The sequence below is a fragment of the Kocuria sp. CPCC 205263 genome (assembly GCF_040981075.1).
Lineage (GTDB): Bacteria > Actinomycetota > Actinomycetes > Actinomycetales > Micrococcaceae > Kocuria > Kocuria rosea.
In genome coordinates, this window is the sequence record NZ_JAVKPV010000009.1 from 105,804 (window position 1) to 128,846 (window position 23,043).

A 23,043-nucleotide genomic window follows, 5' to 3' on the forward strand; every position below is an offset into this window, starting at 1 on the left:
GGGGGTGCGTGGTGTCTACCACATCCCGGGCGCCTCCGGGGCGGGGAGGGGCCGGCGGAGCGGTGCGCCCGGGCCCAGCACGCGCTCGATCCAGCGCTCCGGGGCGTGGATCTCGGCTTCCGTGGGCAGGTGCTCCGGGGCCTCCCAGATCCGGTTGAACGACTCCAGCCCCACGGTCCCCACCACGGTCGTGACGAACCGCTGGCCGTCGCTGTACTGGCGCATCTTCGCGTCCATCCCGAGCAGGCGCCGGACGAAGCGGTCGAGGCTGCCCTGGAGCTCGGAGCGCCGCTCGAAGCGCCGCCGGATCGTCTTCACGGAGGGCACCACGGAGGCGTCCACCCCGTCCATCACGAAGTTCGCGTGCCCTTCGAGCAGGCTCATCACGGCGGTGAGGTGGGAGAGCACCTCCCGCTCCCGCCGCCCCATGAGCAGGCCCACCACGCCGAGGGAGGCCCGGGGCTCCTCCGCCCCCGCGCCGCGCCCGGGCAGGGAGCGGACCGCCTCCGTGAGCCTCGCCCCGAGGGTCTCGGCGTGCCCCATGAGGGAGTCGGCGAGCTCGTTGATCTGCTCGATCATGTGCTCGCGCAGCCACGGGGCCGCGGCGAACTGGACGCGGTGGGTCTGCTCGTGGAGGCAGACCCACAGCCGGAAGTCCTCCGGCTCGACGTTGAGCTCCCGCTCGACCGTGAGGATATTGGGCGCGACGAGCATCAGCCGCCCGCCGGGGTGCCGTTGCGCGGCCACGGCGGAGACCAGACCGGCGTACGGGTCGTACTGGCCCAGGACCTTCGCGGAGAGGAACCCGAGCACCGCCGCCATCTCCATGGCGGTGGCCGTGCCGCCGAGGGCGGTGGCGGCCGCGCCGAACTGCTCCGGGCGGCGCCGGCGCAGGGCCTCGACCGCCGGCTCCATGAGTACCTCGAAGGCCTGGGCGTTGGCCTTCGACCACCCGGCGCGGTCCACGACCAGCACGGTGGAGTCCCGCAGGTCCCGCGCCGCCTCGAGCCCGGTGATCCGGTGGACGTGGTCCACGGACGCCTCGGCGTGGCGGCGCATGGAGGCCACGGCCGTCTGCATGGCCCGGGCGGACATCTTCGGCCCCGGCGGCGTGAGCCGGGCGGCGGCGGAGGCCGCGAGGCCCCACCGGACGATCCCGGGCGCGTCCGTCTCCGGCGGTCGTTGTGCTGCGCTCATGGCCTCATGCAACCACACGCGCCTGGGAGCACCCGGCGCGGGCCGTCACAGGAGGACCAGGGCCGCCACCGCGCGGTCCACGGCGTCCCGGGCGGCGGCGGGGTCGGCGACCTCGTTGAGCACCACGGAGAACGTCAGCAGCCGCCCCCCGTCCGTGCTGACGTGCCCGCTGAGGGCGACCACGGAGTTCAGCGTGCCCGTCTTCGCCCGCGCCAGGCCTCGCCCGGGGCGCTCGGCGTCGTCGTCGAACCGACCGGTGAGGGTCCCGCTGCCGCCGGCCACCGGGAGCGCCCGGGCGCCGGGGGTCAGCACCCCCGTGGGATCGGTGACCATGGCCCGCACGACCTGCTCGAGCGCGCGGGCGGGGATCCGGTTGCGCAGGGACATCCCGGACGCGTCGGAGATCACGGTGCCCGACGCCGGGACGCCGTGCGCCTCGAGCGCCGCGGCCGCGGCGGCACGGCCGCCGGAGATGCTCGCGGGCCGGTCCGCGGCCCGGGCCGCGAGCCGCGAGAGGACCTCGGCGAGGTGGTTGTCGGAGTCCTGCAGCATGAGCTCGGCCTGCTCGGCGAGGGTCGCGGACTCGACGGCGGCCAGCTCGGCCGCGCCCTCGGGCGCCCGGCCGGGCGCGACCCCGGGGACGGAGGGCGCCCCGCCCCCGGGGAGCCGGGCCGCGAGCTCGGCCGCGAAGACCTCGGCGACGTCCTGCGCCGCGTCCACGGGCCGCTCCGCCGACGGCCCCTCCCCCGCGGGCACGCGGTGGGACCAGAACGCCATGGGCGCGACCGGCCCGATCTGCCCCGCCGCGACGTCCCCCGCGGCCCAGTCCTCGTTGACGTCCGGTCCGGCGAACAGGCTCGCGTCCCACCGCACGGCGGTGGGCCCGGCCGCCCCGCGCTCGGCGAGCGCCTCGGCCGTCGCCTGCGCCAGGGTCCGGATCCCGGCCCGGCCCAGCACGGCGTCCGGGTCGGAGCCCCCCGGGCTCAGCAGGGTGTCCCCGCCGGCCACCAGCACCACCGTGCCCGGCTCCGGCCCCTCGACCACCGTGGTGCGCAGGCGCCGGCCGGGGTCGGCGTGGGTGAGCAGGGACAGCGCCGTGACGAGCTTCTGGTTGGAGGCCGGGACCAGGGGCGCGTCCGCGTCCCGCTCGAGCAGCGGCTCCCCGGTGAGGGCGTCGGCCACGAGGACGGAGCGCCGTCCGGCGGCGGCGCCGGCGAGCACGGGCTCCACCGCCGCGGCCACCTCGTCGGCGCCGGGCACGGGGGCGGCCGGGTCGGGGGGCACGGCCCCGGCGGGGGCGGGCGCCTCCGCTGGGAGAACGCGGGCCGCCGGGAGGTCGTCCCCGCCCAGGCCCAGCGCGGGGGCCCAGTGAGGGTGCAGCCAGCCCGCCACGCCCACGCAGCCGGCGGCGAGCAGCGCCGTCAGGGCGCGGTGACCGGGGCCCGGACGGGCCCGCGGCCGCCGTCGCCCGGCGGGGGGACCGTGGCGTCGGGGACTGCTCATGCCCCCATTGTGGCCCGACCCGCGGCGCCGCGGCGGCTCCGACGCCGGCTCCGGGGCGGCGCCGCGGCGCCCCGGGCGCGGCCCCGTGGCGGGCCGGACGGTTACCGCCGCCCGCGGGGCCGCCGCTATCGTGGGTGTCGGATCTGCCCCACCCCGCACGGGTGGTGCGGCCGCGCTCGGCCGCTGTCAGCCCTTTCCGGCCCTTCCGGGCCCATCCAGCACGAGGAGAAGCACCATGGAGTTGGACGTCACCATCGAGATCCCCCGGGGATCGCGCGTCAAGTACGAGATCGACCACGAGACCGGCCGCCTTCGCCTGGACCGCGTCCTGTTCACGTCGATGCAGTACCCCGCGCACTACGGCTACTTCGAGGACAGCCTGGGCGAGGACGGCGACCCCCTGGACGCCCTCGTGCTCCTGGACTTCGAGATCGTCCCGGGCGTGCTCGTGGAGTCGCGCCCCATCGCCGTGTTCAACATGAACGACGAGGCCGGCGGGGACGCGAAGATCCTGTGCGTGTCCACGGACAAGCGCTACGACCACATCCAGGGTCTCGACGACATCGACGAGTACAAGCTCAAGGAGATCCAGCACTTCTTCGAGCGCTACAAGGACCTCGAGCCCAACAAGTGGGTCAAGGGCGAGGGCTGGGAGGGCCGGGAGACCGCCGAGCGCCTCGTCGAGGAGGCCCGCGAGCGCTTCGAGCAGTCCCACTACGACTCGGCCGCCGAGGCCGAGGAGAAGGCCGCGTCCACCGACTGAGCGGACGGGCACGCGCGGGGGCCGGGGACCGGAGGGGTCCCCGGCCCCCGCGCGTTCCGGGCCCCGGGCCCGCCCCGGGTCGGCGCGTGACGTGCGCCCTACAGGGATTCCATGAATTTCGTTATATTGGGATCGGCCGGCTCAGCCGGCCCGACGGCCCCAGGATGCATCCCCCCATCGGCATCCGGGCCGCCGACCGGGATCGAGGTCGCCGGAGCGCACCCGCGAGGTGCCCGGTGGCGGCGGGGGTCCCCCCACCCGCGCCGCATCCCATCGACCTCTCCCGGTCCATCCCGGCGGGCCGGTCACCGGCCCCCGGGAGTCGGCCGGCAGGTCCGAGGACCTGCCGGCCGATCCCCGTCCTGCGCTGCCGGTCCCGCCCTGCTTGTGACGTCCGGTCCCTGTGGTTCGATGGACGCGGACCCGGGACGGACCCGGCGCCGTCGGAAGGATGCGCATGTTCCTGCTGGGCCCCGAGGCGGACCTCGTCTTCTCCGCGAGCGACCTGGTGCGCGCGGCCGAGTGCCCCTACGCGAGCCTGTGCGTCCTGGACGAGAAGCTGGGGCGGGCGCCCCGCCGGGCCCCGGAGCGGGACGCGATGCTCGCCCGCACGGCCGAGCTGGGCGACGCCCACGAGCACCGGGTCCTGGCCGCGCACCTGGCGGCGTTCGGCCCCTGGGACGCGGCGACCGGACGGGGCGTGCACGAGGTCGTCCCGGCCCGGCGGATGGACCGGGACGAGCTGACCGCCAAGCACGCCGAGTCCCTGGACGCCCTGCACGCGGGCGCCGACGTGGTCTTCCAGGCCTCCTTCTTCGACGGCGCCTTCCACGGCCGCGCCGACTTCCTCGTCCGCCGCCCGGACGGCGCGTACGCGGTGCACGACACCAAGCTCGCCCGGCACGCCAAGGTCACCGCCCTGCTCCAGCTCGCCGCCTACGCCGACCAGCTCGAGCGGGCCGGGGTGGACGTGGCCCCCGAGGTCACCCTGGTCCTCGGCGACCAGCGGGAGGCGGTCTTCCCCGTCTCCGAGCACCTGGCGGTCTACCGCGAGCGCCGGGAGCGGTTCGTCGCGGCCGCCGCCGCGCACCGAGCGCGGACCGGGCCCGTGGACTGGCAGGACGACGACGTCGCCCGCTGCGGCCGGTGCGAGCACTGCGCCCGGGCCGTCGCCGAGCACCGGGACCTGCTGCTGACGGCGGGGCTGTCCGTGCGGGTGCGCCGCACGCTGCGCGACCGGCACGGCGTGCGCACCGTCGACGAGCTCGCGCTGCTGGAGGACCGGCGGCTCCCCGCCGCGCTGCGGCGGCTGCGGGACCAGGCGGCCATGCAGACCGGCCGGGGCGGGGAGGACGGCTCGGTCGAGTACCGGAAGGACGGGGGGACTCGCCGGGTCGCCTACCGGGTCACCGCCACGGACCCCGTGCGGCGGCTGCCCGCCCCGGACGCCGGGGACGTGTTCTTCGACTTCGAGGGCGACCCGCTGTGGCAGGACCCGGGGGACCCGACGTCCTGGGGGCTCGAGTACCTGTTCGGCGTCGTGGAGCAGCCCCCGGAGCCCGGCGCCGCCCCCGTCCTCCGGCCGTTCTGGGCGCACTCCCGGGCTCAGGAGCGGGACGCGCTCCGGGCGTTCCTCGACTACGTGGCCGAACGGCGCCGGCGCTTCCCCGGCATGCACGTCTACCACTACGCCGACTACGAGAAGGCGGCCCTGCGCCGGCTCTCGCTCGTGCACGCGGTGGGCGAGGACGCCGTGGACGAGCTGCTGCGCGAGAACGTGCTGGTGGACCTCTACGACACCGTGCGGGGAAGCCTGCGGCTGTCGGAGAGCTCGTACTCCATCAAGAAGCTGGAGCCGCTCTACATGGGCGAGCACCTGCGCACCGGGGACGTCGTGGACGCCGGTGCGTCGGTGGTCGCCTACGCCGACTGGTGCACGGCCCGGGCGGCCGGGCGGGAGGAGGACGCGGCGCGGCTGCTGGCCGGGATAGCCGACTACAACGCCTACGACTGCCTCTCGACCCTGCGGCTGCGGGACTGGCTGCTGGGTCTCGCCGGGATCTCCCCGGACCCGGCGGACCACCCGCCGCGCCCCGCCCAGGAGCGGCTCGAGCTGCCCGAGGAGCTGCCGGACGCCGGGATGACCGGTGCCGAGCAGCGCCTGCACGAGCACCTGGACGACCCGTCCGCGCGGGACGCCCTGACCGAGGAGCAGCGCACGGCCGTCGCGATGGTCGCCTACGCCACCGGCTACCATCGGCGCGAGCGCAAGCAGTACTGGTGGTCCCACTTCGACCGCCTCGAGGGCCCCGTGGAGGACTGGGAGGACACCCGCGACGTGTTCGTGGTCCGGCGCGCGGAGGTCCTGGAGGACTGGGCGAAGGACCCGGGCAAACGCAGCAGCGCCGCACCCACCCGGCTCCTGCGCCTCGCGGGCCGGTTCGGCGAGGGCTCCACCCCTCGACCCGGCACCGCCGGGCTGTTCCTGATGTACGGGGCCCCCGTGCCCGCGCACCTGGCCGAGGACGCCGCCCCGCGCGGCAGCGGCCGCGCCGGGGACTGGACCGCCGCGCTCGAGGACGTCGAGGAGCACGAGGACGGCACGGCGGTGCTCACCGTGCGCGAACGGCTGAAGAAGCCGCGGGACGCCCCGGCCCCCGAGCCCTGGGCGGAGCTGCCGATCGCACTGGGCCCGGCCCAGCCGATCGCCACCCGCTCCCTCGAGGAGTCCCTGCAGACCCTCGCCGCGCGCACGGCCGACGCCCTGCCGGAGCTCCCGCGGCAGCCCGGCCTGGAGCTGCTGCAGCGCCGGGCGCCGCGGCCCGCGGACGGGAGCCCCCTGCCCCGCCCGTACGACGGCCCCGACGGCACGATCGACGCCGTGGTGCGGGCCCTGCGCTCGCTCGACCGCAGCTTCCTCGCCGTCCAGGGGCCCCCGGGCAGCGGCAAGACGTTCCTCGGCTCCCACGTGATCGGCCGTCTCGTGGAGGCCGGGTGGCGGATTGGCGTGGTGGCGCAGTCCCACGCCGTCGTCGAGAACCTCCTCACCGGGGTGCTCGAGAAGGGCGGGGTCGCCCCCGAGCGCGTCGGCAAGAAGCCGCCCTCGGGCCGCCCCGCGGACCGGGAGGCGCCGTGGCGCGAGGTCCCGGGGAAGGACTTCGCCGCGTTCCTGGCGGACGGCGGCGCTGTGGTGGGCGGCACCGCGTGGGACTTCTCCAACGCCAAGCACCTCGAGGACGAGGCCCTGGACCTGCTCGTGGTCGACGAGGCCGGGCAGTACTCGCTGGCCAACACCCTGGCCGTGTCCCGGGCCGCGCGGCGCCTGCTGCTGCTGGGCGACCCGCAGCAGCTGCCGCAGGTCTCGCAGGGCACCCACCCCCTGCCCGTGGACGAGTCGGCGCTGGGCTGGCTCTCCCACGGCTCGCCCACCCTGCCCGCCGAGCACGGCTACTTCCTGGACCGCACCTGGCGGATGCACCCGGCCCTGTGCGAACCGGTCTCCGAGCTCTCCTACGCCGGGCGGCTCGGGTCCGCCCCGGCCGCGGGCCGCCGAGAGCTCACCGGCGTGGCCCCGGGCCTGCGCACCTGCTACGTCGAGCACACCGGCAACCGCACGGCCTCCCCCGAGGAGGCCCGGCGCGTCGTGGAGCTGGTGCACGAGTTCGCCGGGACGCCGTGGCGCTCCGGCCCGGGGGCGCCCCCCGTGCCGCTGGCGCCCGAGGACGTGCTCGTGGTGGCCGCGTACAACGCCCAGGTCGAGCTGATCAGCCGGGAGCTCGCCGCCGCGGGCCTGCGGGACGAGGACGGCGGCGGGGTGCGGGTGGGCACCGTCGACCGGTTCCAGGGCCAGGAGGCCCCCGTCGTCATCGTGTCGATGGCCGCCTCCGCCGCCGACGGCCCCCGCGGGATGGAGTTCCTGCTCTCTCCCAACCGGCTCAACGTGGCGGTCTCCCGGGGGCAGTGGTGCGCCGTGGTGGTGCGCTCCCCCGCCCTCACGGACTACCTGCCCGCCACCCCGGAGGCGCTGCAGGTGCTCGGCCGCTTCACGCGGCTGTGCCGCCGCGGACGGCCCGCGGGACTGCCGTGAGCACCGAGCGTGTGCCCTACGTCCTGCACTTCGAGTCCAGGACGGTGGTGCTCGGTGAGCCGGCCCACCTGGAGGAGCTGGACGCCCTGCTGCGGCGCGCCGACGTCCGGACCCGCCCCACCTACTGGCACGGCATGCGCCAGGACGATCCTGGGGCGGCGCTCAACAGCGTGGGCACCGACCTCACCGCGGAGCAGTTTTGGGACCGCGTGGACGCCGGGGCGTTCGCCGCCGCCCGGTGGCCCGTGGACCTCGACGGCCCGCTCTACCTCCCGGCGCCGCCCGCGTGGCTGCAGCGGGCCCGGGCGTGGGAGTACGACCCCCTGGCGCCGGCCCTGGGCGCGGCGGCACCGGGCGGGTGGCTGCGCGCCCCGGGCTGGGCCGGGACCGAGAACAACGACGCCGGGGCGGCCGTGGGACTGCTCCAGCTGACCGACCCGGACTCCTTCTGGGTGCTCGGCTCCGACGCCGACCTGGCGGAGGTCGCCGCCACGGCCAAGGAGCTGGCCCCGTTCCGGCAGGGCTTCGACCGGCTCACCGCCTACTTCGGCCCCGACGACCGCATCGGCTGCCTGCGCCTGCCGGTGGTGTGCCGGGAGCCCCTCGAGGACGAGCTCATCGTGCAGGGGGTCGACATCGAGCCGCGGTTCTGGGAGTGAGTCCCCGCCGCGCCCCCGCTCCCCCGCGGTCCCTGTGCCCGATACTGGGACCGTGTACGTCGTGACCCTGGACCAGCGCCGCCGCGAGGCGGGCGACCTCGTGCCGGGCCTCCTGCGCCGCCTCGCGGACCTCGAGACCGTGGTGCCGTTCCAACGCGCCCGGGCGCACGCGGTGCAGGGCATCACCGCCGATCCCGGCGCCGCGGTCGCGGCCGCGCTCGCCGGTCTGCGCGGATCGGCCTGGAGCGTGGGGGTCGGGGTGGGGCCGGTCCGGCTCGAGACGGCGACCGACCCGGAGGGCCGGACGGGTCTGCGCGCCGACGGCCCCGGGACGGCGCACGCGCGCGCCGCCGCCGAGGCCGCCGCGGGCCGGGTGCCGGTGCGCGTGGTCGCCGAGGACGCGCCGGCCGCGGCGCAGGCGCAGGCCGTGCTGCGGCTGCTGGGCCGGATCGTGGCGGAGCGCAGCGACGCGGAGTGGCGCGTGGTCGACCTGCTCGTGCCGGGGGCCCGCGGCCAGCAGAAGGCCGTGGCCGCCGAGCTCGGCATCTCCCCGCAGGCGGTCTCCAAGGCCGTGGCCCGCTCCCTGTGGCAGGAGGAGCAGGACGCCCGGCCCGCGGCGGCCCGGCTGCTGGGCCTGTGCGAGCCGGCCCAGGGCGGCCCGGCCGGCGGGGCTCAGGGCTCGACGATGAACCCCTCGGAGAGCATCCACTCGTAGGCGACGTCGGCCGGGTCCCGCCCCTCGACGTCCACCTGCCGGTTGAGCTCCTGCATCACGTCGTCGGTGAGCGCCGCGGCGATCGGCTCCAGGACCTGCTCGAGCGCGGGGAACTCGTCCAGCAGCTCCGTGCTGAACACCGGGGCGGCGTTGTAGGCGGGGAAGAACTGCCGGTCGTCCTCGAGGACGGTGAGGTCGAGCGCCGGGATGCGGCCGTCCGTGGAGAAGACCTCGCCGATGTTGCACTCCCCGCTGTCCGTGGCCGAGTAGATGGCGCCGGTGTCGTAGATGCCGATGTTGCCCTCGGGCACCTCGCTGCCGCGGTCCAGGTCGTAGTGGGCCAGCAGCGGGGTGAGACCGTCGCTGCGGGAGTTGAACTCCGACTCCACGCAGAACGTCCGCTCCGCCACCGGCAGCTTCGCGATGTCGGAGACCGTCTCCAGGTCGTTGGCCTCGGCGTACTCGGAGCGCACGGCCATGGCATAGGTGTTGTTCAGGGCCGCCGGCGCGCCCCACGTCAGCCCGTTGGCGAGGTCCGCGTCGTGCACCGCCTGCCACTGCTCCTGCTGGTCCGGGATGCCGGTCTCCTCGCCCATGTACGTCAGCCACGCGGTGCCGGTGTACTCGAGGGTCAGGTCGGCGCCTCCGGACAGCATGAGCTCGCGCACCGGCTGGGACCCGGGGACGTTGGTCATGTCCTGGGTCTCGAAGCCCGCGGCCTGCACGGCCAGCACGGCAATCTTGCCGAGGACCAGCTGCTCGGTGAAGTTCTTGGACGTCACCGTCAGCTCGGTCCCCTCAGCACCCTCGACGGGCTGGATGGAGCCGGGCTCGGCGGCGGGGACGTAGGCCGTGGAGGGCTCGAGCCCACAGCCGGTCAGCAGCAGACCGGCGCAGGAGAGCAGCAGGGCGCCGGCGGTCCGTGGCGTTCTCATCGCAGTCCCTTCGGACGCGCGACGTGCTCCACGACGCGGCCTATCCAGTCGATGGTCAGCGCGAGCAGCGCCACCAGGATCGAGCCGGCGACGAGCACCCGCATGAGGTTGAGGTTGACCCCGGTGGTGATCAGCAGGCCCAGTCCCCCGCCGTTGACGAAGACGGCCAGGGTGGCGGTGCCGACCACCAGGATGAGGGCCGTGCGCACGCCGGCCAGCATGACCGGAACGGCCAGGGGCAGCTCGACGCGGAACAGGACCGAGGCGGCGCTCATCCCCATGCCGCGGCCCGCCTCCACGAGGCTGCGGTCCACGCCGTCGAGACCGACCATGGTGTTCTTGAGGACGGGCAGGATGGCGTAGACGATCAGGGCGACCACGGCCGCCCGGAAGCCGAAGCCCAGCCCGAAGGCGAACAGGACGATGAGGCCCACCGCCGGGGCGGCCTGCCCAATGTTCGCCAGCGCGATCACCGGGCCGGTGAGGAAGCGCAGCGGCCTGCGCGTCAGGAGGATGCCTACCGGGATCGCGATGAGCAGGACCACCACCGTGGCCACGAGGGTCAGCTGCAGGTGCTGCACCGTGAGGTCCCACAGCGTCCCAGGGTTCAGGGTCACCGCTTCGGTCTCCGTGAGTTCCGCCGTGGACAGCCACAGGGCCCACAGGCCCAGGGCCACGAGGATCGCCAGCGGCTGCAGGAGCAGGCCCTTCCAGGTGCGCTGGTCCGGGTCGACCGGGGCCGGGCGGGACGTCGGGGCGTCGCCGGGATGCCGCTCCGCGGCGGTGGGTCGATCGGTCTGCGTGCTCATCGGTCCCCGCCCCCCGAGCCCGCGCTCACCGCAGGCATCTCGCCGGTGTTGTGCCCCAGGGGTGCGTCCGCTGCGGCCACGGACCGCCGGGCCTCGGTGATCGCGGCCATGACGGTCTCCACGTAGATCACGCCCTCGAAGCGGTCGCGGGCCCCCACCACGAGCGCCGCCCCCGTGCTCGAGACGAGCATCGTGTCCAGGGCGTCGTTGAGGGTGGCGCCCGTGCCGACCAGCGGCAGCCGGTCGTTGCGGTCCCCGGGGACCGTGTCGAAGCGCTCCAGCTGGCGTCGGGCGGGCCACGACAGCGGGCGGCCCCGGTCGTCGACGACGACGACGTCGCGGGTGCCCGCCTCGTCGACCCGCCCGAGCACCGCCCGGACGTCCTCGCCGGGCCGGGCCGTCACCGCGGGGACGAGGTCGACCTCCCGGACCCGGGTCAGCGTGAGCTGCTTGAGGCCTGCGCCCGAGCCGATGAAGTCCTCCACGAACTCGTCCGCCGGCTCCGCCAGGATGCGCTCCGGGGCGTCGTACTGGACCACCCGGGCACCTTCGTCGAAGACGGCGATCCAGTCGCCGAGCTTGACCGCCTCGTCGAAGTCGTGGGTCACGCACACGATGGTCTTCTGCAGCTCGTGCTGGATGTTGATGAGCTCGTCCTGGAGCCGCTGCCGGGTGATGGGGTCCACGGCGCCGAACGGCTCGTCCATGAGTAGCACGGGCGGGTCCGCGGCCAGGGCGCGGGCCACGCCGATGCGCTGCTGCTGGCCGCCCGAGAGCTCCCGGGGGTACCGGTCGCGGTACACGGCGGGGTCGAGGGAGACGAGTTCGAGCAGCTCGTCCACGCGGGCGGCGATGCGCTTCTTGTCCCAGCCGAGCATCTTCGGGACCATCCCGATGTTGGTGGCCACGCTCATGTGCGGGAACAGCCCGCCGGCCTGGATGACGTAGCCGATGCCGCGGCGGAGCTCGTCCCCGTTCATCGAGGTCACGTCCTGGTCGCCGATGACGATGCGGCCCTCGGTGGGCTCGATGAGCCGGTTGATCATCTTCAGGGTGGTGGTCTTGCCGCACCCGGAGGGGCCCACGAGCATGACGATGCTGCCGGCCGGGATCTCCAGCGTCAGTTCGTCCACCGCCGCCCTACCCTGCCCGGGATACCGTTTGGACACGTTCTCCAGCAGGATGCGGGCCCCTGTCGCGGAGGTTTCGGTACGGGATGGGCGCACGGAGTCAGACACGGATACCTCGCGATGTGGTGAGTCGGCCGAGCAGCACGAGCAGCCCGTCCAGGATGAGTGCGACGACGATGACAGCCACGACGCCGGTGACGACCGACGCGAAGGAGTTCGCGCCCCCGAGCCGGGACAGGCCCGAGAAGATGAAGCCGCCCAGACCCGGGCCGAGCACGTAGGCGGCGATGGCCGCCACGCCCATCACCATCTGCGCCGACACGCGCATGCCGGCCTGGATGACCGGCCAGGCCATGGGCAGCTCGACCCTCAGGAAGGTGGCGGCGCGGCCCATGCCGAGACCGCGGGCGGCCTCGACGGTGGCCTGCGGGACCCCCGCGAGACCGACGACCGCGTTGCGCAGGACGGGCAGGACCGCGAGGAAGGTGACGACCACGACCGCGGGCGTCACCCCGAAGCCGAGCGGTGCGATGAGCAGGCCGATGAGGGCGAAGGACGGGATGGTCAGCCCCACGGCCGAGACGTTGTTGGCCACGGTCGTGAGCCGTGGCGAGCGGTAGCACAGGGCCGCGAGGGCCACCGCGAGGACCGTGGCCAGGACCAGGCACTGGACCACCAGGGAGAAGTGCTGCCAGCTGGCGAAGAGGATCTGCTCCCACCGGTCGGACACGTACTCGATCACGGCACGCCTTTCGGTCGTCGTCGATGACGTCGTCACCCGGTCTGCCGAAAAGGTTAGCACCCCATTTTCATGCAGGTGATGCAGCTCTCACGCCGGGTGTCGCTCCGGGAGCTGTTGTCCCGCGGCGCTCGCGTTGGCAGACTCGGGGCATGGCACAACCGGGGGACGCGTACGACGTCGTGGTGGTCGGCGGTGGCCCGGTCGGCGAGAACGCGGCCGACCGCGTGGTGCGGGGCGGGCTGAGCGCGGCGCTCGTCGAGGCGGAGCTCGTGGGCGGGGAGTGCTCCTACTGGGCGTGCACGCCCTCGAAGGCGCTGCTGCGCCCGGGCGCGGCCCTCGAGGCCGCCCGCGGCGTGGCCGGGGCGGCCGAGGCCGTCACCGGCCCGCCGGACGCGGTGGCGGTGCTGCGCCGCCGGGACGGGTTCGCGGCGCACTGGGACGACACCGGCCAGGCGGAGTGGCTGGCCGGGGCCGGCGTGGACCTGGTCCGGGGCCGGGGCGCGCTGGCCGGGCCCCGGCGGGTCCGAGTCACCGCCGAGGACGGCGGCGTCCGGGTGCTCGAGGCCCGGCACGCCGTGGTGCTGGCCACGGGCTCGCGGCCGGTCGTGCCCCCGGTCCCGGGTCTCGGGGACGTGCCGTTCTGGGGCACGCGGGACGCCACCGCCGCGCAGGAGGTCCCCGGATCCCTGGCGGTGCTCGGCGGGGGCGTGGCCGGCACGGAGCTCGCGCAGGCCTTCGCCCGCCTGGGCTCCCGGGTCACGGTGGTCGCCCGCAGCCGGCTGCTGAGCGCCTTCCCGTCCACCGCCGCGCGGCTGGTCGCCGAGGCCCTCGACGCCGAGGGCGTCACGGTCGTCGAGGGGCGGGCCACGGAACGGGTCCGGTCCGCCGGCGGCGGTGTCGAGCTCGTCCTCGAGGGCGGCGGGACCGTGTCTGCGGAGCGGCTGCTGGTGAGCACGGGGCGGCGGCCCGCGCTCGCGGACCTGGGCCTCGAAGAGCTCGGCCTGGACCCCTCCGCGCTGCGGGTCGACGGCTCGGGCCTCGTGGCTGGCGCGGAGGGCGGCTGGCTCTACGCCGCCGGGGACGCGGCGGGCGGGCCGCTGCTGACCCACCAGGGGAAGTACCAGGCGCGCGCCGTCGCGGACGCGATCGTGGCGCGCGCGGCCGGCCGGCTGGGGGCGTCCGCGCCCCCGTGGTCCCCGTACGCGTCCACGGCCGACAGGTGCGCCGTCCCGCAGGTGGTCTTCACCGACCCCGCGGTTGCCTCCGTGGGCCGCTCCGCCGAGCAGGCCCGCACGGACGGCCTCGAGGTGGACGTCGTGGAGCACGCCATCGACGTTGCGGGGGCGCTCCTGCACCGCGACGACTACCGGGGCTGGGCCCAGCTCGTGGTCGACCGGCGGCGCCGGACCCTCGTGGGCGCGACCTTCGCCGGCCCGGACGTGACGGAGCTGCTGCACGCGGCGACCGTCGCCGTGGTCGGCGAGGTGCCGCTGGAGCGGCTCTGGCACGCGGTGCCCGTCTTCCCCACCATCAGCGAGGTCTGGCTGCGGCTGCTCGAGGAGTACGGGCTCTGAGCCGCCGGGCTCAGAGCAGGGAGCGCAGGATCCGGGCGACGCCGTCCTCGTAGACCGTGTGCGTCACCTCGTGGCACGCGGCCGCGACCTCGTCCGGGGACTGGCCCATGGCCACGCCGCGGGCGGCCCAGTCGAGCATCTCGATGTCGTTGCGGCCGTCGCCGACGGCGACCGTGTGGGACGGGTCCACGCCGAGCCGGCGGCGGATCTGCTCCAGGGCGCTGGCCTTGGAGACGCCGTTGGCGGCGATGTCGAGCCAGGCGCTCCAGCCCACGGAGTACGTGACGCCGTGCAGCCCGGCCTCGTCGATCGCCCGGGCGAACTCCTCCGGGGTGTGCTCCGTGCTGTACACCACCATGCGCACGGCCTTCATCCGCGCCAGCTGGTGCAGGTCCACGCCGATCGCCTCGATGCCGAAGGACGCGTCCTGGAAGCGCTCCGTGGAGTAGAAGGACCCGTCCTCGGTCTCGAGGGCGAACTTCGCGGTGGGCAGGCGCTGCTCGAGGGCCTCGAGGGCCTGGCCGGGGTCGAAGGAGACGCACTCGAGCACCCGGTGGTACGCCGGCAGCTCCGGGTCCAGCTCGAGCGTCATGCCGCCGTTGGAGCACACGGCGTAGCCGCGCTCCTGGCCGATGAGCTCCACCACGGGCAAGGTCGCCCCCTTGGAGCGGCCGGTGGAGATGACCACGTGGTGGCCGGCCGCGAGCACGGCCTGGGCCGCCTCGCGCACCGGGCGGGACATGTGGCCGTCGTGGTCGACGAGCGTGCCGTCGACGTCGAGGGCCACCAGGTACTGGACGCCCGCCTCCTTCTTCCACCCGTTCGAGCGGGGAGGCTGGACCTTGAGGGGGATCCGGACGTCGGCGGCGGAGCGCGCGGGCGCGGTGGTGCCGCCGGCCGTGTCGCTGAGGTCTTCCGAGTGCTCGACCTTCAGCGGGACGGTGGAGTTGATGCCGACGAGTTCGTGCTGGTCCTCGGTGCCAGCGGTCTTTTCTTTTGTCATGCGGGACATGGTGCCACATCACACCGACAGGATGGCCGAGATGTCGATGTGAGATGAACGGGAGCCGAACGCCTCCCGGCGGCTCAGCGCCGGACGGGGATGACCTCCTGGCCGCGCAGGTAGGGCCGCAGCGCCTCGGGGACGCGCACCGACCCGTCGGCCTTCTGGTGGGTCTCGAGGATGGCGGCCAGCCAGCGGGTGGTCGCCAGCGTCCCGTTGAGGGTGGCCACCGTGCGGGTGCCGCCCTTGCGGACCTTGCCGGCGGCGTCCGTGGTCTCGGGCAGCCGCTCCCGGATGTTGAGCCGCCGCGCCTGGTAGGTGGTGCAGTTCGACGTGGAGGTCAGCTCCCGGTACTTGCCCTGGGTGGGGACCCAGGCCTCGCAGTCGAACTTGCGGGCCGCGGAGGTGCCGAGGTCCCCGGCGGCGGTGTCGATCACCCGGTAGGCGAGCTCGCACTTGGCGAGCATCTCCTCCTCCCACGCGAGCAACCGCGCGTGCTCCGCCTCCGCGTCCTCCGGGGAGCAGTAGACGAACATCTCGAGCTTGTTGAACTGGTGCACGCGGATGATGCCCCGGGTGTCCCTGCCCCCGGAGCCGGCCTCGCGGCGGTAGCAGGAGGACCAGCCGGCGTAGCGCAGCGGGCCGTCGGAGAGGTCGAGGATCTCGTCGGCGTGGTAGCCCGCCAGGGGGACCTCGGAGGTGCCCACGAGGTACAGCTCGTCCTTGCCCACGTGGTAGATCTCGTCGGAGTGGGCGACGTCGAAGCCCGTGCCGCTCATGATCTCGGGGCGCACGAGGTTCGGGGTGGTCATGGGGACGAAGCCGTTGTCCACGGCCTGGTCCTGGCCCATGAGCAGCAGGGCGGTCTCGAGCCGGGCGACGTCGCGCTTGAGGAAGTAGAACCGGGCGCCGGAGACCTTGGACCCCCGCTCCATGTCGATGCCGTCCACGAGCTCGCCGATCTCCAGGTGGTCCCTGGGCTCGACGCCCTCCGCGGCGAAGTCGCGGGGCTCCCCGACGGTCCGGAGCAGGACGAAGTCGTCCTCCCCGCCCGTGGGGACGCCGTCGAGGACGAGGTTGTCGACGACCGCGACGAGCTCGTCCTGTCCGGCACGGGCGGCCTCCGCAGCCGCCTGCGCCTCCTTGACCCGGGCGGCCAGCTCCTTGACCTCCGCGAGCAGCGCCTGCTTCTGCTCGCCCTGGGCCCGGGCCACCTGCTTGCCGAAGGCGTTCTGCTCGGCCCGCAGGGACTCGTACTCGGTGATCAGCCGGCGGCGCTCGACGTCCGCCTCCAGGATCCGGTCGATCAGGGTGTCGTCCGCCCCGCGGGCACGCTGCGAGGCGCGGAAGACGTCGGGGTTCTCACGGAGCTGGTTGATGTCGATCACCCTGACAGGGTACCCAAGTCCTCGGGACGCGACGGGGGTTAGGGTGGAGGCCCGTCGCGATCCGCCCGTCGCGATCCGCCCGGCGCCCCGGGCCCGCGGCCCCGTGCCGCGGCGCCACCGCCCACCGCACGGCGCCACCGGTCCCCGGCGCCGCAGAACCGAGGAGTCCTTCCGTGACCGCCACTCCCGTGGCCCCCAAACGGGTCGCCGTCGTCATCAACCCCATCAAGGCCGACGCGGACGTCGCCCGCGACGCCGTCATCATCGGGTGCCGCAAGGGCGGGTTCCCCGACCCCGTGTTCTACGAGACCGCGGAGGACGACCCGGGCTCCTCGATGACCCGCGAGGCGCTCGAGCAGGACGCCGACCTCGTCATCGCCGCCGGCGGCGACGGCACCGTCCGGGCCGTGGCGGAGGCGCTGGTCGGCCACGACACCCCGCTGGGCCTCATCCCGCTGGGCACCGGCAACCTCCTGGCCCGCAACCTGGGCGCCGACCTGGGCGATCCACACCGCAACGTGGACATCGCGCTCTTCGGCGCGGAGCGGGCCATCGACATGGCCACGTTCCGCGTGGAGCTCGAGGACGGGACCGTGGGGGACCACGCGTTCTGCGTCATGGGCGGGGCCGGCTTCGACGCCCAGATCATGACGGACACCCGGGACGAGCTGAAGAAGCTGGTCGGCTGGGCGGCCTACGGGGAGGCGGGGGTCCGGCACCTGATCGCGCCCCCGCGGTGGGCCCGCTTCCGGATCGACGACGGCGAGTGGCAGAGCCGCCGCGTCCGCTCCGTGATGGCCGCCAACTGCGGGATCCTCACCGCGGGCCTGATCCTGGTGCCGCAGGCGAAGATCAACGACGGCCTGCTGGACCTCGTGGTGATGTCCCCGCGCAGCACGCTGGAGTGGGCGCTGATGGCCGCCAAGGTCGTTTTCCGGCAGCGGCGCGACCTGCCCGTGATCGAGTTCTTCGCCGCGAAGAAGGTGCGCGTGGAGTTCCACGAGCCCATCGAGTCCCAGATGGACGGGGACGGCACCGGGCTGATCAACGGGTTCGAGTCCGAGATCCTCCCGGGCGCGCTCTCCGTGCGGGTGCCGCCCTCCCAGGGCGACTGACCCGCACGGGCGCCCGGGCCCCGCAGGTCAGTCGGCGGGATCAGGCCGGCGGCTCAGGCCCGCCACGAACGCGCCCACGAGGGCGAGCACGGCCAGTCCCACGGCCACGAGCGGGCCCTGCCCGCGGTCCGTGAGCGAGGCGACCGGCTCCGGGACGACCCGGGAGGCCGGCACGAGGTCGAGGGCGGCGTCGGTCCGCGGGTCCCCGACGACGGGGCTCGGGCCGATCTCGACGCGGACCACCTGACTCGGCTCGGGCGGCGCGGCCGCCGCGGCCGGCGGAGCGGCGAGCGCGCAGGCCAGGAGGGCCGGGGCGGCGGCGAGGGCGAGGCGGCGGACGGCGGGAGCAGGCATGGTGGCACCTCCGGTCGGGCTCGGTCCCGACCCGGGGGGTCGATCGACACCGGCTGAAGATCGCGGGCACGGACGCGCCCGCACTCCCCATGGTGCATGTATTCGCAATTGCTAACAAGCGGGGGTGCGGTGCGCGTCCTCGCGTTACGCGCCGTCCGGCGCGCCCTGCGCGGACGGGGTCTCCGGGGCCCGGCGGTCGCGGTCCTGCAGGGCGGCGACCCAGGCCGCCGCCTCGCGGAAGGCGTCGTCGGAGTGGTGCGGGGCCACGGTCGCCACCTTGCGGTCGGCCCGCGGATAGGAGCCGAGGAAGCGCGTGCTGGGACAGACGCGGCGCAAACCCTCGACGGCGTCCGCCACCCGGGCGTCGAGGATGTGACCGTCGACGTCCACGCTGAAGAAGTATTCCCCGAGGAAGTTGCCCGTGGGCCGCGACTCGATCCGCGAGAGGTTGACCCCCCGGGTCGCGAACTGCTCGAGGATCTCCATGAGGGCCCCGGCGCGGTCCTCCCACAGGGGGATGACGAGCGTGGTGCGGTCCGCGCCCGTGCGCGGCGGCAGGGGCGCCCCGGGCCGGGCCACGAGCACGAACCGGGTGACGGCGGCCCTGTTGTCCCCGATGTCCTCCGCCAGCACCTCGAGCTCGGGGTGCTGCTCGACGACCACGGGCGAGCAGACCGCGGCGTCGAAACCCGCCCGGGACGCCGGCTCCTCGCGCCCCGCCCCGCCGGGGACCAGCGCGAGCGCCGCGGCGGCCGTGGAGGACGCCGGGACGTAGTCCACGCCCGGCAGCCGCTCGTCCATCCAGCCCCGCACCTGGGCCCAGGCGTGGGAGTGCGTGGAGACCGTGCGGACGTCGGCGAGCGCCGTGCCCGGCGGGGCCACGAGAACGAAGCTGACGGGCACCAGCGCCTCACGGACGATGCGCAGCTCGCTGCCGGTGGCCACCGCGTCGAGGGTCGCGGTCACGCCGCCCTCCACGGAGTTCTCAATGGGCACCATGGCGGCGTCGACCTCGCCGGAGCGGACGGCCGCGAGCGCCACGGGCACGGAGGACACGGGGAGGCGCTCCGCCTCACGGGCACCCGACACGCTCAACAGCGCGGCCTCGGTGAAGGTGCCGGCGGGGCCCAGGTAGGCGTACCTCACCGGACGTTCGGGGTCTCGCCCGTCTCGGACACCATGGGCTTCTCGGCGTCCATCCACGCCCCCATGCCGCCCAGGACGTTGATGGGGTCGAAGCCGTACTGCTGGAGGTACGCCGTGGCCTTGAGGGACCGGCCGCCGGAGCGGCAGATCACGTACACATCCTCGTCCACCGGCACCTCGCCGTAGCGCTCCGGGAGCTGCCGGAGCGGGATGTGCTGGGCACCGGCGATGTGCCCGGCCTCCCACTCCTCGTCCTCGCGCACGTCCAGGACGCGTGCGCCCTCGGGGATCTCCTCCACCGAGGCGCTCGGCAGGCTGTCCAGGTTGTCCATCGTCCGGGTCCTCTCGTCGGGAACGGGCTGTTCCGGACCAGCCTAGTCCGCGGGCACGGGAGCCGGTGCGCCCGCCCCACGGGCGGCCGGGGGCTTCCAGGTGGCACACAGGGACGAAACAATCCCTGTATAAATTGTGCCCTCGCCGCCGGGAGTGCCGTGCGGCGGGTCCGATCAGGCACCTCGTCCGGGTGTCCTCGACAGAAGGAAGAACTCCCATGAGCACCAGCGAACCCCGCAGCGCGGGGCCCGACGCCCCGGACCGCGAGGACCACGGCTTCAAGAAGGTCCTCGGCCGCCTCGACGCGATCGCCCTCGGCTTCGGCGCGATGATCGGCTTCGGCTGGGTCATCCTCACCGGCGACTGGCTGGCCGAGGCCGGGACCATGGGCACCGTGCTGGCCCTCGTCACCGGCGGGCTCATCATGGCCGTCGTCGGACTCGTCTACGGCGAGCTCGTCGCCGCCATGCCGTACGCGGGCGGGGAGCACAACTACCTCCTGCGCGGCATGGGCGCCCGGTGGGCCTTCGTCGGGTCCTGGGCCATCACCGGCGGCTACATCACCATCGTGGCCTTCGAGGCCGTGGCGGTCCCCCGCACCCTGCAGTACATCTTCCCGGGCCTGAGCCAGATCCCGCTGTGGACCGTGGCCGGCTTCGAGGTGAACCTGACCTGGGCGCTGGTGGGGTCGCTGACCGCCGTCATCATCACCGCGATCAACATCCGCGGTGTGAAGCACGCCTCCATGGTGCAGATCTTCGTGATCCTCTTCCTGCTGATCGTGGGACTCATGATGATCTTCGGGGCGTTCACCCGCGGCTCGGTCGACACCATGGAGCCGTTCTTCACGAGCGGCACGGCCGGCTTCTTCCTCGTGCTCGTCACCGTCCCGTTCCTGTTCGTCGGCTTCGACGTCATCCCCCAGGTCTCCGAGGAGATGCACCTGCCGGCCAAGCAGCTGGGCGGGACCATCATCGTCTCCGTCCTGCTCGCCGCGGCCTGGTACGTCATGGTCGTGCTCACCACGTCCTCGGCGATGTCCGGCGCGGACATCGCCGGCGCGGACATCGCGGTCGCGGACGCCATGGGGGCCATGTTCTCCAGCACGACCGTGGCCAACCTGCTCATCGCCGGAGGCATCGCCGGCATCCTGACGTCCTGGAACTCGCTCCTCATGGGGGCGTCCCGCCTGCTCTGGGCGCTCGGCAACTCGCGGATGGTCCCGCAGTGGTTCGGCCGGCTGCACCCCAAGTACAGGACGCCGTCCAACGCCCTGCTCTTCGTGGGCGCCCTCTCCGTCGTGGCGCCGTTCTTCGGCGCGGAGATGCTGGGCTGGCTCGTGGACTCCGGCTCCCCGTCCATCGTGATCGCCTACGCCCTGGTCTCCGTGGTCTTCGTGATCCTGCGCCGGAGCGAGCCCGGCATGGAACGTCCCTTCCGGATCGGCGGCCACGGCCACGGCGGAACGGCGATCGGCGTGCTCTCGGTCGTACTGTGCCTCGCCCTGATCAGCCTGTACCTGCCCGGGATGCCCGCCTTCCTCAGCGCCCCCGCCTGGACGATCTTCGGGCTGTGGTGGCTGCTCGGGCTCGTGTTCCTGCTGCGCATCCCCACCGGGATCCGGCCGGGCCCCGACGCAGAGCACCGGCTCGTCGCCGAGGTCGAGCGCCGCAGGCCGCGGAGCTGAGACGGCCGCCGCGCCGAGAACCGCCGCTCCAGGCGGTCCCCGGCACGCCGAGAAGGACAGCGAGGACTGCGGAAGAGGAGGATTGCCCATGGTCACGGTCGCCCAGGTGCTCGGCCTGCCCGGGCTCGGGCTGGAGCCCGTCGTCGAGGCGGCCACCGACCTGCCGGTGAGCTGGGTGGTGACCAGCGAGCTCGCCGACCCCACCCCGTACCTCGAGGGCGGGGAGGTCCTCCTGCTGACGGGCCTCCACACCTCCGCCCGGGCGCACTCCTGGACAGAGTACGTCCGCCGGCTCACGGACCGGGGCGTGGTGGCGCTGGGCCTGGGCGTGGGCGGACAGCTGTCCTACCTCCGCGTGCCCGACGCGCTCGCCGCGGCGTGCCGGGACGCCGGGCTGACCCTGTTCCGGGTCCCCGAGCGCACCCCCTTCCTGGGCATCATCCGCGCCGCGGCCGAGATGCGCGCGGCGGAGGCGCGCACCGCCCTCGAGGCGATGCTCTCCGAGCAGCGGCGCCTGACCCGGGCCGCGGTGGGGCGGAACGGCCCGGCCCGGGTGGTCCGCACGCTGGTGTCGGTGCTCGGCGGCGGGTGGGCGGGCGTCTGCGCGGCGGACGCCCGGATCGTGGAGCGCTCCGGCCCCGGGCTGCCCGAGCTGCCCGCGGGCCGGACGCTCCCCGAGCTCCTCGACCGGCTGCGCCCGGCCGGGCTGCGCGGGTCCCTGAGCGAGTCCGGCCCGGCCGGCGCGGTGGTCGTCCACCCCCTCGGGGTGGACGGCGCCCCCCAGAGCTACCTCGTGGTGGCCCTGCCCGGCCCGGTCGATCCCGTCCGGACCGGCGTGATCGCCACCGCCGTGGCCCTGCTCTCGCTGCACGCCGAGCGCGCGGCGGAGCAGACGCTGTTCCGCCGCAGGGTCCGCGCGGGGGCCCTCGCCCTCCTGCTCAACGGCGAGGTGCGCTCGGCGGACGCCCTGCTGGGGGTGGCGGACGACACGACGTGGTCGACGGCGCCCCGGGTGCGGGTGGCCCGCCTGCGCGGCGGCGCCGAGGAGCTGCGGGACGGCGTCCGACGCCTCGAGGCGCAGGCCGCCCACGGCGCGAGACCGGTGCTCGTCGGGGCGCCGGCCACGGAGCCCGACGGCGATCAGACCGCCGCGGTGCTGCTGGAGGACCTCCCGGAGCGGCTCGCCGAGGTGCGTGCCGCCGCCGAGGCCTCCGGGCTTCGAGCCGGCATCGGCGGCCCGGCGGCCGTGCACGAGACGGACGCGAGCGACCGGGAGGCCCGCGAGGCGCTGGAGCGCACCACGGACCGTCAGCGCGTCGGCACGTGGGACGACCTCGTGGCGGGCGGCGTCGCCGGCCTCCTCCCGCCCGAGACCGCCCGCGCCTGGGCGCGGCAGCTGCTGCGCCCCGTCGACGGGGCCGGGCGGCTGCCCCTGCTGCGCATGTTCCTCGCCCACAACGGCAACCGGAGCGGGACGGCCGAGGCCCTGGGGATCCACCGCAACACCCTGCAGCAGCGGCTGCAGGAAATCGAGGAGGTGCTCGGCCGGTCCGTGGACGACCCGCAGCTGCGCGCGGAGCTGTGGATCGCCCTGCGGCTGTCCGACCGGCCCGACCTAGCGACGCCGTAGACCGTCGTCGTTCCTCTGTGCACTGTGCACGACGACGTCACGAAGATTCAGCATCCTGCTGGGTCGCCCCGGCGCTAACCTGGAGCAGTCGGGGGACCGTGGCGGCCCCTCGGCGCCGGCTCCGCTCCGGCTCGTCGTCACCCGGTGACGACGTCCCCGCGGGGGAGCCCGTCCGGAGTCCTACGATGGACGGGCGGGCCCAGTGCTGTCGCCCGCCCGTCCGACGAACCCCCTGACGCAGCGCAGCGCCACCGGTGCCCGGTGGCCCGGCGC

General features: G+C 74.6%; 19 protein-coding genes. 8 read left to right on the top strand and 11 right to left on the bottom strand.

The window, feature by feature from the left end; translation table 11 throughout:
* Nucleotides 1–15 precede the first annotated feature (15 nt).
* Together RF647_RS14660 and dacB are read right to left on the bottom strand one after the other, a co-directional pair.
* Complete coding sequence (locus RF647_RS14660; protein WP_368812346.1) at nucleotides 16–1,197, bottom strand: zinc-dependent metalloprotease; 1,182 nt, start codon at nucleotides 1,195–1,197, stop codon at nucleotides 16–18.
* Nucleotides 1,198–1,242: 45 nt separating this feature from the next.
* On the bottom strand, nucleotides 1,243–2,700 hold the full coding sequence (gene dacB, locus RF647_RS14665; RefSeq protein ID WP_368812347.1) for a D-alanyl-D-alanine carboxypeptidase/D-alanyl-D-alanine-endopeptidase: 1,458 nt from the start codon (nucleotides 2,698–2,700) through the stop codon (nucleotides 1,243–1,245).
* Nucleotides 2,701–2,935: 235 nt separating this feature from the next.
* On the opposite strand from dacB, the gene RF647_RS14670 reads away from it, so the two are divergent.
* From RF647_RS14670 to RF647_RS14685, 4 genes are all read left to right on the top strand, one after another.
* On the top strand, nucleotides 2,936–3,463 hold the full coding sequence (locus RF647_RS14670) for an inorganic diphosphatase (RefSeq protein ID WP_133411193.1): 528 nt from the start codon (nucleotides 2,936–2,938) through the stop codon (nucleotides 3,461–3,463).
* A gap of 457 nt (nucleotides 3,464–3,920) precedes the next feature.
* Nucleotides 3,921–7,550 (top strand): TM0106 family RecB-like putative nuclease, encoded by a 3,630-nt coding sequence (locus RF647_RS14675; RefSeq protein WP_368812348.1) that lies wholly within the window; start codon nucleotides 3,921–3,923, stop codon nucleotides 7,548–7,550.
* Nucleotides 7,547–8,209 (top strand): hypothetical protein, encoded by a 663-nt coding sequence (locus tag RF647_RS14680; protein WP_368796934.1) that lies wholly within the window; start codon nucleotides 7,547–7,549, stop codon nucleotides 8,207–8,209. The genes RF647_RS14675 and RF647_RS14680 overlap by 4 nt, the downstream gene beginning before the upstream one ends.
* A 52-nt stretch (nucleotides 8,210–8,261) precedes the next feature.
* Nucleotides 8,262–8,924 (top strand): hypothetical protein, encoded by a 663-nt coding sequence (locus RF647_RS14685; RefSeq protein ID WP_368812349.1) that lies wholly within the window; start codon nucleotides 8,262–8,264, stop codon nucleotides 8,922–8,924.
* Here RF647_RS14685 and RF647_RS14690 read toward each other — a convergent pair.
* From RF647_RS14690 to RF647_RS14705, 4 genes are read right to left on the bottom strand one after another with little or no spacing between them, the layout of a single operon-like run.
* Complete coding sequence (locus tag RF647_RS14690; protein ID WP_368812350.1) at nucleotides 8,882–9,859, bottom strand: glycine betaine ABC transporter substrate-binding protein; 978 nt, start codon at nucleotides 9,857–9,859, stop codon at nucleotides 8,882–8,884. The genes RF647_RS14685 and RF647_RS14690 overlap by 43 nt on opposite strands.
* Nucleotides 9,856–10,668, bottom strand: coding sequence for an ABC transporter permease (locus RF647_RS14695; protein WP_368812351.1), 813 nt, complete (start codon nucleotides 10,666–10,668; stop codon nucleotides 9,856–9,858). The genes RF647_RS14690 and RF647_RS14695 overlap by 4 nt, the downstream gene beginning before the upstream one ends.
* Complete coding sequence (locus RF647_RS14700) at nucleotides 10,665–11,894, bottom strand: ABC transporter ATP-binding protein (protein WP_368812361.1); 1,230 nt, start codon at nucleotides 11,892–11,894, stop codon at nucleotides 10,665–10,667. The genes RF647_RS14695 and RF647_RS14700 overlap by 4 nt, the downstream gene beginning before the upstream one ends.
* A gap of 4 nt (nucleotides 11,895–11,898) precedes the next feature.
* Nucleotides 11,899–12,540 (bottom strand): ABC transporter permease, encoded by a 642-nt coding sequence (locus RF647_RS14705; protein ID WP_368812352.1) that lies wholly within the window; start codon nucleotides 12,538–12,540, stop codon nucleotides 11,899–11,901.
* 149 nt (nucleotides 12,541–12,689) lie between these two features.
* Between RF647_RS14705 and RF647_RS14710 the strand changes: the two genes are divergently transcribed.
* Entirely contained in the window at nucleotides 12,690–14,114 is a 1,425-nt protein-coding gene (locus tag RF647_RS14710; protein ID WP_368812353.1) for an NAD(P)/FAD-dependent oxidoreductase, read from the top strand.
* Nucleotides 14,115–14,124: 10 nt separating this feature from the next.
* Here the strand turns inward: RF647_RS14710 and RF647_RS14715 are convergent, their stop codons facing one another.
* Together RF647_RS14715 and serS are read right to left on the bottom strand one after the other, a co-directional pair.
* Entirely contained in the window at nucleotides 14,125–15,117 is a 993-nt protein-coding gene (locus RF647_RS14715; RefSeq protein ID WP_109222302.1) for an HAD family hydrolase, read from the bottom strand.
* 83 nt (nucleotides 15,118–15,200) lie between these two features.
* Complete coding sequence (gene serS / locus RF647_RS14720) at nucleotides 15,201–16,505, bottom strand: serine--tRNA ligase (protein WP_368812354.1); 1,305 nt, start codon at nucleotides 16,503–16,505, stop codon at nucleotides 15,201–15,203.
* A gap of 173 nt (nucleotides 16,506–16,678) precedes the next feature.
* On the opposite strand from serS, the gene RF647_RS14725 reads away from it, so the two are divergent.
* Nucleotides 16,679–17,620, top strand: a complete 942-nt coding sequence (locus RF647_RS14725) for a diacylglycerol kinase family protein (protein ID WP_336649951.1) — start codon at nucleotides 16,679–16,681, stop codon at nucleotides 17,618–17,620.
* A 27-nt stretch (nucleotides 17,621–17,647) separates the two neighbouring features.
* Here RF647_RS14725 and RF647_RS14730 read toward each other — a convergent pair whose 3' ends face one another.
* The 3 genes from RF647_RS14730 to RF647_RS14740 form a co-directional block, all read right to left on the bottom strand.
* The gene (locus tag RF647_RS14730; RefSeq protein ID WP_368812355.1) at nucleotides 17,648–17,974 is read right to left on the bottom strand and encodes a hypothetical protein; all 327 of its coding nucleotides are present in this window, start codon (nucleotides 17,972–17,974) and stop codon (nucleotides 17,648–17,650) included.
* 144 nt (nucleotides 17,975–18,118) lie between these two features.
* Nucleotides 18,119–19,120 (bottom strand): prephenate dehydratase, encoded by a 1,002-nt coding sequence (pheA, locus tag RF647_RS14735; protein WP_368812356.1) that lies wholly within the window; start codon nucleotides 19,118–19,120, stop codon nucleotides 18,119–18,121.
* On the bottom strand, nucleotides 19,117–19,452 hold the full coding sequence (locus RF647_RS14740; protein ID WP_017832057.1) for a rhodanese-like domain-containing protein: 336 nt from the start codon (nucleotides 19,450–19,452) through the stop codon (nucleotides 19,117–19,119). The genes pheA and RF647_RS14740 overlap by 4 nt, the downstream gene beginning before the upstream one ends.
* Before the next feature lie 218 nt (nucleotides 19,453–19,670).
* Here RF647_RS14740 and RF647_RS14745 point away from each other — a divergent pair, with 218 nt between their 5' ends.
* A complete protein-coding gene (locus tag RF647_RS14745) occupies nucleotides 19,671–21,140 on the top strand; it encodes an APC family permease (RefSeq protein ID WP_368812357.1) in 1,470 nt (489 codons plus the stop codon).
* Nucleotides 21,141–21,228: 88 nt separating this feature from the next.
* On the top strand, nucleotides 21,229–22,770 hold the full coding sequence (locus RF647_RS14750; RefSeq protein ID WP_368812358.1) for a PucR family transcriptional regulator: 1,542 nt from the start codon (nucleotides 21,229–21,231) through the stop codon (nucleotides 22,768–22,770).
* Nucleotides 22,771–23,043 lie beyond the last annotated feature (273 nt).

Excerpts from the sequence above, each read along its gene's own strand:
- RF647_RS14710 (WP_368812353.1), top strand. The coding sequence starts at position 12,690 with ATGGCACAACCGGGGGACGCGTACGACGTCGTGGTGGTCGGCGGTGGC.
- RF647_RS14670 (WP_133411193.1), top strand. The coding sequence starts at position 2,936 with ATGGAGTTGGACGTCACCATCGAGATCCCCCGGGGATCGCGCGTCAAG.
- RF647_RS14730 (WP_368812355.1), bottom strand. The coding sequence starts at position 17,974 with ATGCCTGCTCCCGCCGTCCGCCGCCTCGCCCTCGCCGCCGCCCCGGCC.
- RF647_RS14750 (WP_368812358.1), top strand. The coding sequence starts at position 21,229 with ATGGTCACGGTCGCCCAGGTGCTCGGCCTGCCCGGGCTCGGGCTGGAG.
- RF647_RS14740 (WP_017832057.1), bottom strand. The coding sequence starts at position 19,452 with ATGGACAACCTGGACAGCCTGCCGAGCGCCTCGGTGGAGGAGATCCCC.
- RF647_RS14715 (WP_109222302.1), bottom strand. The coding sequence starts at position 15,117 with ATGACAAAAGAAAAGACCGCTGGCACCGAGGACCAGCACGAACTCGTC.
- RF647_RS14660 (WP_368812346.1), bottom strand. The coding sequence starts at position 1,197 with ATGAGCGCAGCACAACGACCGCCGGAGACGGACGCGCCCGGGATCGTC.
- RF647_RS14690 (WP_368812350.1), bottom strand. The coding sequence starts at position 9,859 with ATGAGAACGCCACGGACCGCCGGCGCCCTGCTGCTCTCCTGCGCCGGT.
- RF647_RS14745 (WP_368812357.1), top strand. The coding sequence starts at position 19,671 with ATGAGCACCAGCGAACCCCGCAGCGCGGGGCCCGACGCCCCGGACCGC.
- RF647_RS14695 (WP_368812351.1), bottom strand. The coding sequence starts at position 10,668 with ATGAGCACGCAGACCGATCGACCCACCGCCGCGGAGCGGCATCCCGGC.
- RF647_RS14675 (WP_368812348.1), top strand. The coding sequence starts at position 3,921 with ATGTTCCTGCTGGGCCCCGAGGCGGACCTCGTCTTCTCCGCGAGCGAC.
- dacB (WP_368812347.1), bottom strand. The coding sequence starts at position 2,700 with ATGAGCAGTCCCCGACGCCACGGTCCCCCCGCCGGGCGACGGCGGCCG.